Origin of the sequence: Natrialba chahannaoensis JCM 10990 (assembly GCF_000337135.1) — an archaeon.
Taxonomy (GTDB): Archaea; Halobacteriota; Halobacteria; order Halobacteriales; family Natrialbaceae; genus Natrialba; species Natrialba chahannaoensis.
Map to the genome: position 1 here is coordinate 55,783 of NZ_AOIN01000043.1, position 14,224 is coordinate 70,006.

The following is a 14,224-nucleotide window of genomic DNA, read 5'->3' on the forward strand; positions in this document are numbered from 1 at the left end:
CCCGCGACGTACGCTCGTCTCTTTGCTTCTCGACAATCGATCGTGTTTCGCCTGCATTTAAGACCAATCGGGAAGCAGTAGCGGGTATGAAGCGAATCATCGATACCGACGAGGCACCATCCGCAGTCGGCGCGTACAGTCAGGCGGCAACCAACGACGACCTGCTGTTTACCGCCGGCCAGATTCCCCTGACGCCCGACGGCGATCTCCTCGACGACGAACCGATCGACGTGCAGGCCGAGCAGTCCCTCGATAACCTCGTCGCCGTCCTCGACGAAGCTGGCGCGACTCCCGCAGACATCCTCAAGGTCACCGTCTTCCTCGACGACATCGAGGATTTCGACGCGATGAACGACACCTACGCCAGCTACTTCGACGACGAGCCGCCGGCCCGCAGTGCTATCGAGGTCGCCGCGCTCCCAAAGGGCGTCGGCATCGAGATCGAAGCGATCGCGTCACTCGAGTAATCGCCGTTTTGCACTCCACTGAGTGAACGACGAATGAACCCACGGACAAAATCTGCCCTGTTGTGGGGCGCAGTCGGCTTCATGGCGTTTCTGGTCCTCGTCCAGGGCTACGCGCTGGTCGTCGAGCCGCTGGTCTCGATCGGACAGGGATTCGTCGTCGCAGTCCTCGTCGGTGTGGGGACTGCTGTGAGCGCGTACGTACTCGAGTACCGGGTGGCGGCCTGGTCGGCGAAGCGGGCGGCGGAGCGGACGCAGGACTGATTTCGCACGTGGTCGGTCGATGCTGATGGGACACCGTTCATCGCACTGGACTGACGACGGCTGACACTGACGACGACTAAAAGTAAGAGTTAAACGAGGGACGTGGTTACGATAAGGTGAGCCAGGATGGCCGAACGGTAAGGCGCACGCCTGGAAAGCGTGTTCCCTTTGGGATTCTGGGTTCAAATCCCAGTCCTGGCGTTTCTTGAATTTCACACGACGAACAATGTCCTCGAGAGGATCTGCTCCTATAGTACCAACTGCAACTAGTTACACACTGATCGCACGTTCGCGGTTCTCGCTCAGTTCACTCGCTCCGAACCGCGCTGCCGCCGTGCGATCAGGTGTGCAGTGACTTGCAGTGGCTACTATAGTGGGCCGACACACCTTGTCCGAGATGCGTCGAGTCTGCAGGCTCACGTATTGAGAGAATACGGTGAGTTCAGTCGATCCTACCTGTATGGGCTACCCTCGAGTAGCACCCGTATCCGTGGCTTGTAGACGGACACAGCCGACTGGAAGCGCAGCACTCTCACCGCTCGAGCTCGATCGGGGAATCCGTTGCAATCCAGCAGTTTGCTTTCTCGCGGTCTCGAATCTCGAGCTTCCCGTCCTGACACACGATCATTTCGTAGCGGTCTGACCCGGTTGTCGTCATTGGTGGCCCAGACCATAGTCCGAAGAGAACCGCTATCGTAACGATGGGCCTACGTCCGACTGCCGAGCCAGTACGCAGCGCGTACCAACGAGTAGTTGCCTACTACGCATGCGGCTGTCGTTTCGCGTGCCGCAACGACCGCTGTCGTCGCTCCCAATCACCGCTCACTACTTGCCAGTCTCGGACCTGCCGATCATCGAGCGAACAACGCTTTACCCGCGCCGAGCGAGGGTGACAGTATGTGCGGCCGCTACACACTCATGCTCGCGCAGGACGAGCTCGAAGACCGGTTCGGTGCGCGGTTTGCATCGGATGGCGAGCAGTTCTCCCCGCGATACAACATGGCTCCCAGCCAGGACCTCCCAGTGATCACTGATGAGACGCCGACGACGATCCGGGAACTCGAGTGGGGACTGGTGCCGACGTGGGCCGACGATGCGAGTGGAGGGATCATCAACGCGCGTGCGGAGACGGTCAACGAGAAGCCGAGTTTTCGGGACGCATATCGGCAGGCGACGGTTGCGGATGCAGAGAGTGCAGCGATGGAGCAGGACGCGAACGACCGCGAGACGCCCGCGGCCGGGCGCTGTCTCGTCCCTGCCGATGGCTTCTACGAGTGGGTCGAGACGGACGACGGCAAACACCCCTACCGGGTCGCCTTCGAGGACGACCGGCCATTTGCGCTGGCGGGACTCTGGGTGCGCCGCGAGCGGCCGCAGGACGAGACGACCCAGACTGGCCTCGACGCGTTCGGCGGTGGGGCCGCTGAAAGTGATACTGATGGTGCTGACCCGGGGCCACTCGAAACGTTTACGATCATCACGACGGAGCCGAACGACCTCGTGGTGGACCTCCACCATCGAATGGCGGTGATTCTCGACCCTGCCGACGAGCAGCAGTGGCTCTCTGGCGGCGATCCGGCGGATCTGCTCGCCCCCCATCCTGCCGCGGAGATGCGTGCGTATCCGGTTTCGACCGCGGTCAACGATCCGAGTGTCGACTCGCCCTCGCTAGTCGAACCACTGTCGCCGTGATCGGGGATTTATACTTAAAGATGGTGGGCTGTCGCGTCCTGTGATGGCGTCTCGTGAATGCGACGGAGCGCGCCCGTTCTGAGTATATCGGCGTGCACTACGGTGGTTTTCTCGCGTTTTCGGTGGTGGTCCGTTTCTCCCGTTGATATCTCTGTATCGGTGCTTTTATGTAGAATCACAATCAATGATTCGGCTGACTATGAGCCAGCGAATGCAGCAGGGACAGCCGATGATCGTGATGAGCGAGGACTCCCAGCGCGTCAAGGACAAGGACGCGCAGGACTACAACATCAGCGCCGCTCGCGCGGTCGCTGAGTCCGTCAAGTCCACACTCGGCCCGAAAGGGATGGACAAGATGCTCGTCGACTCGATGGGATCGGTAACGATCACCAACGACGGCGTCACCATCCTTCAGGAGATGGATATCGACAACCCGACGGCCGAAATGATCATCGAGGTCGCCGAGACCCAGGAGGACGAGGCTGGTGACGGCACCACGACGGCCGTCTCCATCGCCGGTGAGCTCCTCAAGAACGCCGAGGACCTCCTCGAGCAGGACATCCACCCGACGGCGATCATCAAGGGCTTCCACATGGCGAGCGAGCAGGCTCGCGAAGAGATCAACGACATCGCCGTCGACGTCGACACCGAGGACGAAGACCTCCTGCGCTCGGTCGCCGAAACCTCGATGACCGGCAAGGGCACCGAGGTCAACAAGGAACACCTCGCCGAGCTCATCGTCGAGGCCGTCCGCCAGGTCACCGTCGAGGACGCCGAGGGCAACAACGTCGTCGACCTCGAGTTCCTCAACATCGAGACCCAGACCGGCCGCGGCGTTTCCGAGTCCGACCTTCTCGAGGGCGGCATTATCGACAAGGACCCGGTCCACGACAACATGCCAACCTCGGCCGAGGACGCCGACATTCTGCTGCTGAACGAGCCGATTGAGGTTGAGGAGACCGACATCGACACCGAGGTTTCCGTCACGGACCCAGATCAGCTTCAGCAGTTCCTCGACCGCGAGGAAGAGCAGCTCAAGGAGAAGGTCCAGCAGATCGCTGACCTCGACGCTGACGTCGTCTTCTGCCAGAAGGGCATCGACGACCTCGCACAGCACTACCTCGCCAAGGAGGGCATCCTCGCCGTCCGCCGCGCGAAGAAGTCCGACCTCGAGTTCCTCTCGGAGGTCGTCAACGCGGCCATCGTCTCCGACCTCGGCAGCGCGTCCGCCGCGGACCTCGGCCACGGTGACGTTCTCCGCGACGAGGAGGACGAATTGTTCTACGTCGAGGGCGAGGACGCCCACGGCGTCACCCTCCTGCTCCGTGGCTCCACCGACCACGTCGTCGACGAACTCGAGCGCGGCGTCAACGATGCACTCGACGTCGTCGCCCAGACCGTCTCCGACGGTCGCGCCCTTGCCGGCGGCGGTGCCATCGAGGTCGAACTCGCCTCGCGCCTGCGTGACTACGCCGACTCCGTCTCGGGCCGCGAACAGCTCGCCGTCGAGGCCTTCGCCGACTCGCTCGAGCTCGTCCCACGCGTGCTCGCCGAGAACGCTGGACTCGACTCCATCGACACGCTCGTCGACCTCCGTGCTGCACACGACGACGGCGACGTCGAGGCCGGCCTGAACGTCTTCACGGGCGACATCGAGGACACCTACGACGCCGGTGTCGTCGAACCAGCCCACGCCAAGGAGCAGGCCGTGACCTCCGCTGCTGAGGCCGCGAACCTCGTACTCAAGATTGACGACATCATCTCTGCCGGTGACCTCTCCACCGACAAGGGCGACGACGAAGGCGGTGCCCCAGGTGCCGGCGGCATGGGCGGTATGGGCGGCGGCATGGGCGGCATGATGTAACTCGGCTCAGGTTACACCCCCCATCCAACCGCGCTCCCGCATAGCGTAGACGTACTCTCGTAGGTCTGTACACCCGTACACTGCACACGTACAACCCGTACAGCCCCACCGAATCGACCACTCACCATTGGACTCGAGTACAGAGTGGACTCGAGTCTGACCGGTTATTTTATCGGCACCGGCACGGCGCTGGCGCTAGTGATACGCTGCCACAGCTCTCGCTGTGGCTGTGTCTCGGCAGGCTGGTAAACTATGGGTCCCGTGGGCGTCGAGTCCGTATGACGTATCAAACGACAATCGGCTGGTCGCTGTTCTCTTCGGGTGTCGTCACGCTCATCCTGAAAGTGCTTCCCGGCGACTCGCTCTGGTGGGGGCTACTCCTGCTTGCACTGGGGCTCTTCGTCCTGTATATTCGTTGAGCGAGCGACCCCCTGTCTCCATGTGACAGAGATCGGCAGCTTCGACTTTATGCGCCTCGCGGTGGTAGCTTGGTCCGCATCACGCCATGGACAGGCGAACGTTCCCGGTGCTCACGGACGCGGACGAGCCGCTCATCACACGGCTCGCGGCAGGTCTCGGCGAGGACGCCGGCCGTGTCCTCGCGTACCTGCTGTGTCGGATTCGAGAGGCCGACCTCGACCGCACGGCGACGCTGACCGCGATTCACATCGGGACAAGTCTGAGCCAGAACGCCGCCCGGACGAGTCTCGATCGACTCGAGAAGCGCGGGTTCGTCGAGCGCACGACCGTCCAAACTTCGTCGCCGGGGCGGCCGCCGAACGCATGGTACGCAGTGGATGCACTCGCGACTACTGCGCGAGGCGTCGCGGATGAGCACGCCGGCCGTCTGCTCCGGCAGGCAGCACAGTTCGACGACAACGAGAACGGGACGCCGATCAGTTCGGACTCGAGTGGGGACCGATCCCAGCTAGCAATCCTTTCTGATCCTGCCACTCGTTCCGACCACGACCGTCGGGACGAAACCGAACAGCCGATTCGTGTCGCACTCAACTGGCATCCGAACGGCTTCCACGGGGCGTTGTTCGGACCGATTGCGGCTGCTACTGACGACGAGCCCGGTACAACTGATCGTCCGATTGAATCCGAACCCGAACCCGAACCCAAGCTTGAGCCCGAGACTAAGTCCGAACTCGAGTTCGAGTACCACGCCTGCGCCGGCTCAAGTGCAGCCGTCCAAACAGTCGTCGACGACGAGGAAACAGACCTCGCCGTCGCGGGCGCGGCGACCGTTCTCTGCGAGCGCGCCGCTGGCCGTGATGTCGTGCCAGTTGCAGTCCTCCTCCCGCGCTCGCCCGTCGTCCTCTACACGACGCAGTCCGCATTCGGCGAGCCGTTTGAGCGCCTCGACCAGCTTCGTGGCCGTCGACTCGGCATGCCGCCAGCGTCCGAAACCGGCCTTCTCGGCCAGCTCTTGCTCTCCCAGGCCGGTATCCGTGACGCAGTCGACATCATCGAACTGGACGGTGAGGAACGCACTGCACTCGAGTCCGGAGAGGTTGACGCGGTCACGGGTGTTGCGGCGGATGCGACGCGACTCGAGCGCGATGGTGCGACCGTCGACGTGATTTCGATCGCAGAACAGTATCCGGTCTACGGTCCGGCGCTGGTCGCCAGCCGTGAGGGGCTCACTGATCCAGAGACACGAGCACGGATTTGGGCGTTTCTCGTGGCGATGACGGCCAGTTGGGGGTTGGTACAGTGCTCGCCGTCGTCGGTTGCGACGGTGATTGCTGACCGGGCAATGAGTGGAGAGGCCGTTGATGAGGTACAGTCTCGTGACCGAATCGAACGAACGCTTCGACTCGCGACTGCTCAGTTCGCCCGGAGCGACGGCGTCCGGAAACACGGCTGGGGGTGGCACACACCCGACGACTGGCAGCGACTCTGCGCGGCGCTCGTCCAGGGTGGCGTGCTCGATAGCCGGTGTGCCTGATCTCCTTCGCTCCTGACTCACCGGACCGACAGTCCCGAGCCGCCGCCGTCGGTCGCCTCGCTGAACTCGAGTTCGATCTCGAGTTCGCGCTCGCGCTGTTTCGTGAACTCGATCTCTACCTCGATCGGTTCGCGGTACTCGAAGGGGATTTCCCACTCTGAGCCGGCGACGGTGACGTTCGTGTCGGCTTCGAGCTGATCTGCGAGGTCTCGGAGGAAGGTGGCGGTTTCCTGGCGGGAGAGGTAGACCTCGCGTTCGAAGAAGCCGTCCGTGATCGTTCGCTGTGTGCGGTCGCGGTCGTCCGGTACGTTGACCCGGTCACTCATGCCCTCGAACTACGACGAGGATGGCCATAAACCTGGACCTGATTCTGAGCCAACAGTCTCGAAATCTGGTACGTCTGGTGTTTGTACCTACACAACGCTTCTGTGTACGGCCATCGACGACTGTCATATGTCTCTCATCGAGGCGTTGGGGAACGGGACCAGACTCGAGATTCTGCGCGAACTGTCGCGCGAGCCGAAGTACGTCTCGGAGCTGACGGAGGATGTCGGAATGGACGGTAAGACGGCGGTCCACCACCTCTCGACGCTCGAGGAGGCCGGCCTGGTCGACTGGTACATGCGCGGGAATCGGAAGTACTACCGGTTGACGGCGGCCGTGGAGTTACGTCTCGCGCCACCGCCAGAGCGGACGTTCGTGTTGCAGGCGGACCAGACCGAGACGGAACTTTCGGAGACCGACTGAGACACTCTGGCCCGGCTCCCGATAGCCCGTCCCACCATGTCAACGTCCACATCCGCAGCTCCTACAGCGGAAATGCCGGCACCGCATGACTCGCCGTAATCGACACCGACACCGGCGTTCCGACCTCGTACCACGTCTCGTGTGAGCAGCGACACTCGAGTACCGGCGCGCTATCTACGATATTCTCGTCACGCTGGCCGACTGACTGTGTGTTTTCCAGCCCGCTTGAGGACTCGAGTACTACCCGGTAGCGGACCGTCGAACCGGTGAACTGGCGGTGGACGATTCGGCCGTCGGCGGTGTCGGGTGCGCTGTTGGTGATAGAGATGTCGTCGGGGCGGAGGAGGAGATCGAGGTTGTGGGTGCTGTTGTTGTTGTCATTGTTGTTGTTGGTGGCGTCGACGTCAGCACTGGCGTCATTGTCGCTACTGCTGCCACCGTCGTTGTACTCCTGTGCCTGCTCCCGATCCGCAGATGCGAACCGTTCAGCGCTGGACTGCAGTGTTATCCGATCCCCGTCGAGCGAGCCAATCGGCGTTTCGACAGTCTCAGTGCCGTTCTGGCGTCCGGGGAGGTAGCTCGCCTGCCCCAGAAAGTCCGCGACCGCCCGCGATTCGGGGCGCATAAACAGCGCCCGCGGGGAATCGGCCTGGGCAATCTCTCCGTCGATCATCACGGCAGTCCGATCACCGACCGAGAGCGCCTCGGTCTGGTCGTGGGTCACCCAGACCGCCGTCACGTCGACCCGGTCGAGTATCTCCGAAACGGTTTCGCGCATCTGAACGCGAAGGCCGGCGTCGAGGTTCGACAGCGGCTCATCGAGTAACAATACGTCCGGTTCCGGAGCCAGCGACCGCGCGAGTGCGATACGCTGTTTCTGGCCGCCAGAGAGTTCGTCCGGGAACCGATCGCGGTAGTCGCTGAGCCCGACTAACTCGAGGAGGTCGTCGACGAGTTCGTCGGCAGGCTGTCCATCCTTTCCAGCACCATCACGATCACCGAGGCCGAAAGCGACGTTCTCCGCGACCGTCTTGTGGGGGAAGAGCGCGAAATCCTGGAAGACGATACCGACGTCGCGGTTCTCGGATGGGACGAACGTCTCGTCGGCGGTGTCTGCCACAGAGTCGTCACGGATCCGGATGCTGCCGCTGTCGGGTCGCACGAGTCCTGCAATCAGACGCAACGTCGTCGTCTTCCCGCAGCCGGAAGGGCCGAGTAACGTGAGCAGTTCGCCCTCTTGGACTGAAAGCGAGAGGTCTGAGACGGCTGGTCGCGCGCCGTAGGATTTCGTGACGCACTCGAGTTCGAGCACGGACGACGCATCGTTGTCCGATAGCGAACGGTTGGATTCCTCGCTGTCCGATCGTGACCGATTGGATTCTCCGCTGTCCGATTGCGGATGGGCGGCTGTGTCGCCTCGAACGGGGTTCCCGCCGTCGGTCGCGCTCCGTGTCCGGGTGGGTGGACCACCGGATCGGCTGAACGGGGCTGTGTCGTCGCGTTCGGCCCTCTCTTCGTTCTGATTTGGCGGGTTCATACGTTTGGTCCCGATGCGACGACGCACGCGCCGCCAGAGTGAGGTGCCATTGCCAGGCAACACGCCGACGATTGCCAGCGCCGAAACGCAGACGAGGACGAGTGCGGGGACCGCCGCGTAGCCGTAGTAGGCGTTGCGCTCGGCCATCCAAATGAACGTCGCGAGCGAGTCGAACCCGGCGGGGCGGAGGAGGAGCGTCGCGGGTAACTCCTTCATCCCGTGGAGGAAGACCAGCGCGCCACCGGCGACGAGTCCGGGGACGACCAGCGGAAGCGTCACCCGACGGAAGGCCGTACGCGGCGGACAGCCGAGCGACCGGGCGGCCTCGACGAATCGCGGGTTAACGTAGAGAAAGGCCGTCCTGGCCGCGCCGACCGCGAGCGGCAGGTAGAGCACGACGTAGGCGAAGACGAGCAACGGAATCGTCTGGTACAGCGTCGGTGCGTAGGCTGATCCGAAGTAGACCAGGCTCAGTCCAATGACGACGCCGGGCACGGCGAAGCCGACGTACGTCGCGCGCTCGAGTACCGTCGACGCGACCGACCGATACCGGGCAGAGAGATACGCAACTGGCAACGCGAGCACGACCGCCGCGAGCGCGGCCAACAGTGAGACCGACACCGAGTTCAGCGCGTACTCGAGTCGGAAACCAAACGAGCCGACGTAGGTTTCGGGACCGCGGACGAGCCACCACAGCAGCACCGACACCGGAAGGACGACCGCGAGAGCGACGATAGCGGCGCAGACGGCCAGCGCCGGCCACTTCCAGGCACCGAGGTGGAACGTGTACGAGCGCGAGCCGCCGCGACTCCCGCCGTGGATCGTCCGGTGCTCGCGCACGGCGTACTCGAGGACGAGGATGACAAGCGTGATCGCAACGAGGTGCAGGGAGAGCATCGCGGCGTAATCGTGGGAGAGGGCGTTGTGTTCAACGTAGATCTGTCGCGTGAAGACGTTGAGTCGCAACATGGCGGGGACGCCGAAGTCGCCGGCCGTCTCGAGGGCGGCAAGCAGCGCCCCAGCGGCGATGGCGGGTTTCGTCATCGGGAGGACGACCTTTCGAAAGACGCCAAACAGGTTGTCTTCGAGGGTGCGAGCGGCGTCGATGTACGTCTTGTCGAACGCGCGCAGCGCCGCGACGGTGGTGATGAAGACGAACGGGTAGTTGTACAGCGTGAGGATGGCGACGGTGCCGGGCATACCGTAGAGTTCGGGCAGCGAGGCGATGCCGAGCGGTTCGACGAGCGACTGGGCCAGCCCGTGCGGCCCCCAGATGGAGATGAAGGCGTACGCGCTGGTGTAGCTCGGGATGACGAGCGGGAGCGCGAGTGCGGCCAGCCAGAACCGCCTGAAGGGGAGATCCTGTCTCTTATACACATCTCTGAGCGGNGTATCGCGAGCGGGACCCCGATGAGCACCGAGAAGGTGGTGACGAGCGCGATCAGAACGAGCGTGTTCGTGAGGATCTCGAGTGTCATCGGCCGGAAGACGATCGACAGCGCCCGCTCGAGATCGACGGTGAACGCCATCACGCCGATCCAGGCGACGGGGACGACGATTACGGCGGCGACGGCGGCGGCCAGCAGGGTGAGTCCCCACGGTCGCGAGCGCCCGTCATCTCCCGACTTGTCGCCTTCAGTGGCACTGTCTCCGGACGATATCGTGTGCGCTTGCCCGTCGCGTGGCGGCGCTGTCACGGCGTCGTCCGTCCGGAATGGATCTGGTCCCATGTCGTCACTCTGAAAGTCGCATGCTGTTGTCAGTCCCCTCAGAGAACGTTCTCCTCGCGCAGGAGTCCGAGCGTTGGGTCAGGGTCGTCGAGCTCGTTCAGGTCAAACTCGGGTGGATCGAACTCGTCCGTGCCGGGGAGTTCCTCGAGTGGGGCGACGCCGTCGATGACGGGGTACTCCCAGGTGGTCGTCGCGAAGTACTCTTGAGCTTCCGCCGAGAGCATATGCTGGACGAAGTTCGCGGCGGTCTCGGTGTCGTCGCTGTCGGCCATCACCGTACCGCCGGTGACGTTGTACATCGCCCCCGCATCGTCGCTGGTGAACGCCAGGCCGACGGAGTCGCCACCGTGATCGCGGACGACGTAATGATTCGTCAGCCCGACGCTGACCTCGCCGTCGCCGACAGCCTGTGCCAGCGCGCTATCGCCGCCGGGTGAGACTTCGATGTTCTGGTTGTCGATCATTGACCGAATCCACGAGCGGGTCTCGTCCTCGCCGTGGAGCAGCCGCATCGAGGTGATGAACGCCTGGAACGAGCCCTGGTCTGGCGGCCACATGATATCGTCCTGGAATCGCTCGTCCTCCGCATAGGCGAAGATATCGTCAGGTAACTCGTCGGCATCGTACGTGTCCGCGTTGTACGCCACCGCGCGGAATCGGCGGGTGAAACCGGTCCAGTGACCATCCGGATCGACGGAGCCCGTATCGACCAGCTCGACGACCTCGTCGGGCAACTCGACGGTGTAGCCCTCGTCCTTGAGGTGGGTCATCGACTGCGTCTCGCTACCGTAGAAGACGTCCGCTGGCGTCTCGGTTTCCGTCTCGATCGTGCTGATCAGATCCGCCGTGTCGTCGTATCTGACCTCGATGGTCAGGTCGTCGTACTGTGCCTCGACGTACTCCATCAGTTCGCCGATCCGTGGCTGGCTGCGTCCCGAGTAGATCGTCAGGCCCCCGTTCAGGTCCGGCATCTCCTCCATAGAGACCCCTCCCGGGTCCGGTCTCCCCTCCCGATATTCGGGATCACCGAGCACGTCCGATTCGTCGTTCCCGAGTCCAAGACAGCCACTCACGACGCCCGCGGAAACCAGTCCGACTGTGGCGAGGTATCGCCTCCGACTCCCGTTGCACCACTGTTGCCCACCCTTACCGCTTTCTCCGCCCTCGTTGCTCTCTTTGTCCCCATCGCGTCGCCCACCTTCGCTCCCGTGGGGTACTTGAGTCCCACTCGGCTCGTGCATGATAGACTATTTCACGGCAAGAGGCCGCATAAAGCCCGAGAGTCGGGTATAGTTGTCCGTTGGAAAAGTATACACGCATCGTGGTGCTGTCGCCCCAGATGCGCCACGTCGGCGTATTCGATCGATGTGGACTTACGATTCGAAACAATAGCGAGTGACAGTGACTACCGAGACCGACGAGACGCCGTTCGACGTCTACCGGGAGGATGTCGACCGGCCGATTTCGAGACTCTTTCTGTCGTACGCACCGGGTCGATTGGGGTGGTTCTCCGCGGGTATGGTTGCGAACTTCGTCGCGCGGATGGCGAGTCTCGTTCCGCCGCTGTTGCTCGGCGTCGCCATCGACGCGATCTTCACCGACGCGGACGGCGCGTTCGAACTGCCGCTCGTTCCCGACGCCTGGCTGCCGGTGGAGCCGATGGCCCAGTTCTGGTTCACGATCGTTGCCATTGCCGTCTCGTTCGTCGTTGTCGCCGTCTTCACCTGGATCTACGGCGTCACGGCCAACCTGTTCGCTCACAGCGTGATGCACACCGTCCGGGTCGACTGTTTCGAGAAGATGCAACGGCTGGACATGGCCTTCTTCGACGACAAGCAGACCGGCGAGGTCATGGCCGTCCTCAACAACGACACACAGAACCTCGAACTCTTCCTGGACAACGCGCTGATGAACTCGGCGCGCCTTATCGTGATGGTCGCCGGCATCGCCGGGGTCCTGTTCTACCTGAACTGGCAACTCGCGTTCGTCACCCTGTTCGCGGTGCCCGCGATGGTGCTCTTTACCCTCTGGTTCATGCGCGTCGTCGAACCCCGGTACGTCCGCCAGCGTTCTGCCGTCGGCCGGCTCAACACCCGCCTCGAGAACGCCATCGCAGGGATGGGCCTCACCAAGACCTCCTCGAGTGAACCCTACGAAGTCGACCGCGTTAGTGACTCCTCGAAGAACCTCTTCGACCGGACGATGGACGTGCTCAAACTGACCTACGTCTACCGGCCGGGGATGGAACTGCTCGCGGGACTCGCTTTCGCCGCGACCTTCCTCGTCGGTGGCCTCTGGCTCGCGACCGGCACCGCACCGGGGCCGCTGACTGGGACTCTCTCCGTCGGCGATTTCGTCGTCTTCCTGATGCTCACCCAGCGCATCGTCGACCCGCTTGCGGAGGTCTCGAACATTGTCGACCAGTACGAGAACGCCAAGGCCTCGAGCGAGCGCGTTTTCGGACTGATGGACATTCCTGTCCACGTCGACGACCCCGAAGACCCGGTCGAGATCGACACCGAGACCGTCGACGGCCGCGTCACGTATGACCACGTTTCGTTCAGCTACGGAGACACCAACGCCCGACTCGGCGACGATACCGACCCCGAAACCGTCGTCGAGGATGTTTCCTTCGCGGCCGATCCCGGCGAGACGGTCGCGCTTGTCGGCGCGACAGGTGCCGGCAAGTCGACGCTGCTCAAACTCCTCCTTCGGCTCTACGATGTCCAGGACGGTTCCATTCAGCTCGACGGCCACGACGTGCGCGACCTCGCGCTCGCGGACCTGCGATCCGCGGTTGGCTACGTCGACCAGGACACGTTCCTCTTCGACGGCACCATCGCCGACAACATCCGCTACGGCCACTTCGAGGCCAGCGACGAGGCCGTCCGCGAGGCCGCAAACGCCGCCCAGGCCCACGAGTTCGTCACCGAACTCGAGTCCGGCTACGAGACGCGGGTCGGCGAGCGCGGCGTGAAACTGTCTGGCGGTCAGCGCCAGCGAATCGCGCTTGCGCGGGCCGTCCTCGCCGACCCGCCGGTTCTGATTCTGGACGAAGCGACGAGCGCCGTCGACACGAAAACTGAGCGGCTGATCCAGGAATCGATCGATCGGCTTACCGAAGATCGGACGACCCTCGCTATCGCACACCGGCTCTCCACTGTGAAGGACGCCGATACGATTCTGGTCATGTCCGACGGGCAGGTTGTCGAACGCGGCACCCACGACGACCTCCTTGAGGCTGACGGTCGCTATGCAGCCCTCTGGAAGGCACAAGCTGGTCATCTTGAATCGATGCCAGTGGCAGAGGAACTCGAGTAAGCCGAGTCCTCTGGCTTCTGGAATGACGTCTGCTGGGACTGGGCGTACTCGAGTGGAATCGAAAGCGAGGGAGACAGTGTGGTCTCGGGTCGCCGTAGGCCGACGGTTGTGGTTGCGGTTGTGGTTGTCTCGGTGACCGATTTGAGTTATCGGGCTGTCTCGCTGCCGATCAGGCGTCCTCGCCGATGTCGAGTTCGAACTGTTCGTTCTCGGAGACGGCGTTGAGCACGACGCTGGTGTTCGAGGCCTTGATATCGGGGTCGGTCAGGAGCTCTTTGATCTGATCGTTCATGCCGTCGGTGTCTTTGAATTTGCCGATGGCAATCACGTCGTAGTCGCCGGTGACCTCGTAGACGCTGATCATCTGGCGGTGGTCACGCAGGGTGTCTGTGATGTCGGGGAGAGCGTTCCCTTCGACCTGGAGCTGGATAACTGCGGTTACGTCGTAGCCGACGGCATCGTAGTCGACTCTGGGTGTGTAGCCTTCGATGACTCCTTCGTCTTCGAGGTCCGAGAGGTGATTCGAGACCGTCGTGACGGACACGTCGAGTTCTTCGGCGAGGCTGCGCAGGCTCGCACGCCCGTCCCCGAGGAGGGCATTCACTAGTTTTGCGTCGAGATTTTCGTACGTCATCACGTTCACCCACTCAT

General features: G+C 63.0%; 12 protein-coding genes, 1 tRNA gene and 1 pseudogene. 9 read left to right on the forward strand and 5 right to left on the reverse strand.

Going from position 1 to position 14,224, the window contains the following annotated elements:
• Positions 1-86 precede the first annotated feature (86 nt).
• From C482_RS06160 to C482_RS06170, 3 genes are all read left to right on the forward strand, one after another.
• Positions 87-467 carry a Rid family detoxifying hydrolase gene (locus tag C482_RS06160; protein WP_006166647.1) on the forward strand — a complete coding sequence of 127 codons (381 nt, stop codon included), beginning with the start codon at positions 87-89 and terminating at the stop codon, positions 465-467.
• A 33-nt stretch (positions 468-500) separates the two neighbouring features.
• Complete coding sequence (locus C482_RS06165) at positions 501-728, forward strand: hypothetical protein (protein WP_006166648.1); 228 nt, start codon at positions 501-503, stop codon at positions 726-728.
• Positions 729-848: 120 nt separating this feature from the next.
• A tRNA-Ser gene (locus C482_RS06170) sits at positions 849-929 on the forward strand.
• A 331-nt stretch (positions 930-1,260) separates the two neighbouring features.
• Here the strand turns inward: C482_RS06170 and C482_RS22620 are convergent.
• Entirely contained in the window at positions 1,261-1,386 is a 126-nt protein-coding gene (locus tag C482_RS22620; protein WP_004217278.1) for a hypothetical protein, read from the reverse strand.
• A 239-nt stretch (positions 1,387-1,625) separates the two neighbouring features.
• Between C482_RS22620 and C482_RS06175 the strand changes: the two genes are divergently transcribed.
• The 4 genes from C482_RS06175 to C482_RS06185 all read left to right on the forward strand — a co-directional run bounded on the left by C482_RS06175 (position 1,626) and on the right by C482_RS06185 (position 6,238).
• Positions 1,626-2,420 carry an SOS response-associated peptidase gene (locus C482_RS06175; RefSeq protein WP_049896522.1) on the forward strand — a complete coding sequence of 265 codons (795 nt, stop codon included), beginning with the start codon at positions 1,626-1,628 and terminating at the stop codon, positions 2,418-2,420.
• Between the two features lie 211 nt (positions 2,421-2,631).
• The gene (gene thsB, locus C482_RS06180) at positions 2,632-4,284 is read left to right on the forward strand and encodes a thermosome subunit beta (RefSeq protein WP_049896523.1); all 1,653 of its coding nucleotides are present in this window, start codon (positions 2,632-2,634) and stop codon (positions 4,282-4,284) included.
• 278 nt (positions 4,285-4,562) lie between these two features.
• A complete protein-coding gene (locus C482_RS21755; protein WP_006166651.1) occupies positions 4,563-4,703 on the forward strand; it encodes a hypothetical protein in 141 nt (46 codons plus the stop codon).
• 86 nt (positions 4,704-4,789) lie between these two features.
• Positions 4,790-6,238, forward strand: a complete 1,449-nt coding sequence (locus C482_RS06185) for an ABC transporter substrate-binding protein (protein WP_006166652.1) — start codon at positions 4,790-4,792, stop codon at positions 6,236-6,238.
• A gap of 17 nt (positions 6,239-6,255) precedes the next feature.
• On the opposite strand, the gene C482_RS06190 is transcribed toward C482_RS06185, so the two are convergent.
• A complete protein-coding gene (locus tag C482_RS06190) occupies positions 6,256-6,564 on the reverse strand; it encodes an amphi-Trp domain-containing protein (RefSeq protein WP_006166653.1) in 309 nt (102 codons plus the stop codon).
• 127 nt (positions 6,565-6,691) lie between these two features.
• Here C482_RS06190 and C482_RS06195 point away from each other — a divergent pair, with 127 nt between their 5' ends.
• Positions 6,692-6,985, forward strand: a complete 294-nt coding sequence (locus C482_RS06195) for an ArsR/SmtB family transcription factor (protein WP_006166654.1) — start codon at positions 6,692-6,694, stop codon at positions 6,983-6,985.
• Positions 6,986-7,046: 61 nt separating this feature from the next.
• On the opposite strand, the pseudogene C482_RS22955 reads toward C482_RS06195, so the two are convergent.
• Both C482_RS22955 and C482_RS06205 read right to left on the reverse strand, forming a co-directional pair.
• Positions 7,047-10,252: pseudogene (locus C482_RS22955) on the reverse strand (ATP-binding cassette domain-containing protein).
• A gap of 38 nt (positions 10,253-10,290) precedes the next feature.
• A complete protein-coding gene (locus C482_RS06205; RefSeq protein WP_152421979.1) occupies positions 10,291-11,493 on the reverse strand; it encodes an extracellular solute-binding protein in 1,203 nt (400 codons plus the stop codon).
• 160 nt (positions 11,494-11,653) lie between these two features.
• Here C482_RS06205 and C482_RS06210 point away from each other — a divergent pair, with 160 nt between their 5' ends.
• The gene (locus tag C482_RS06210) at positions 11,654-13,573 is read left to right on the forward strand and encodes an ABC transporter ATP-binding protein (protein ID WP_049896524.1); all 1,920 of its coding nucleotides are present in this window, start codon (positions 11,654-11,656) and stop codon (positions 13,571-13,573) included.
• Between the two features lie 169 nt (positions 13,574-13,742).
• Here the strand turns inward: C482_RS06210 and lrp are convergent, their stop codons facing one another.
• Complete coding sequence (lrp, locus tag C482_RS06215) at positions 13,743-14,207, reverse strand: HTH-type transcriptional regulator Lrp (RefSeq protein ID WP_006166658.1); 465 nt, start codon at positions 14,205-14,207, stop codon at positions 13,743-13,745.
• Positions 14,208-14,224 lie beyond the last annotated feature (17 nt).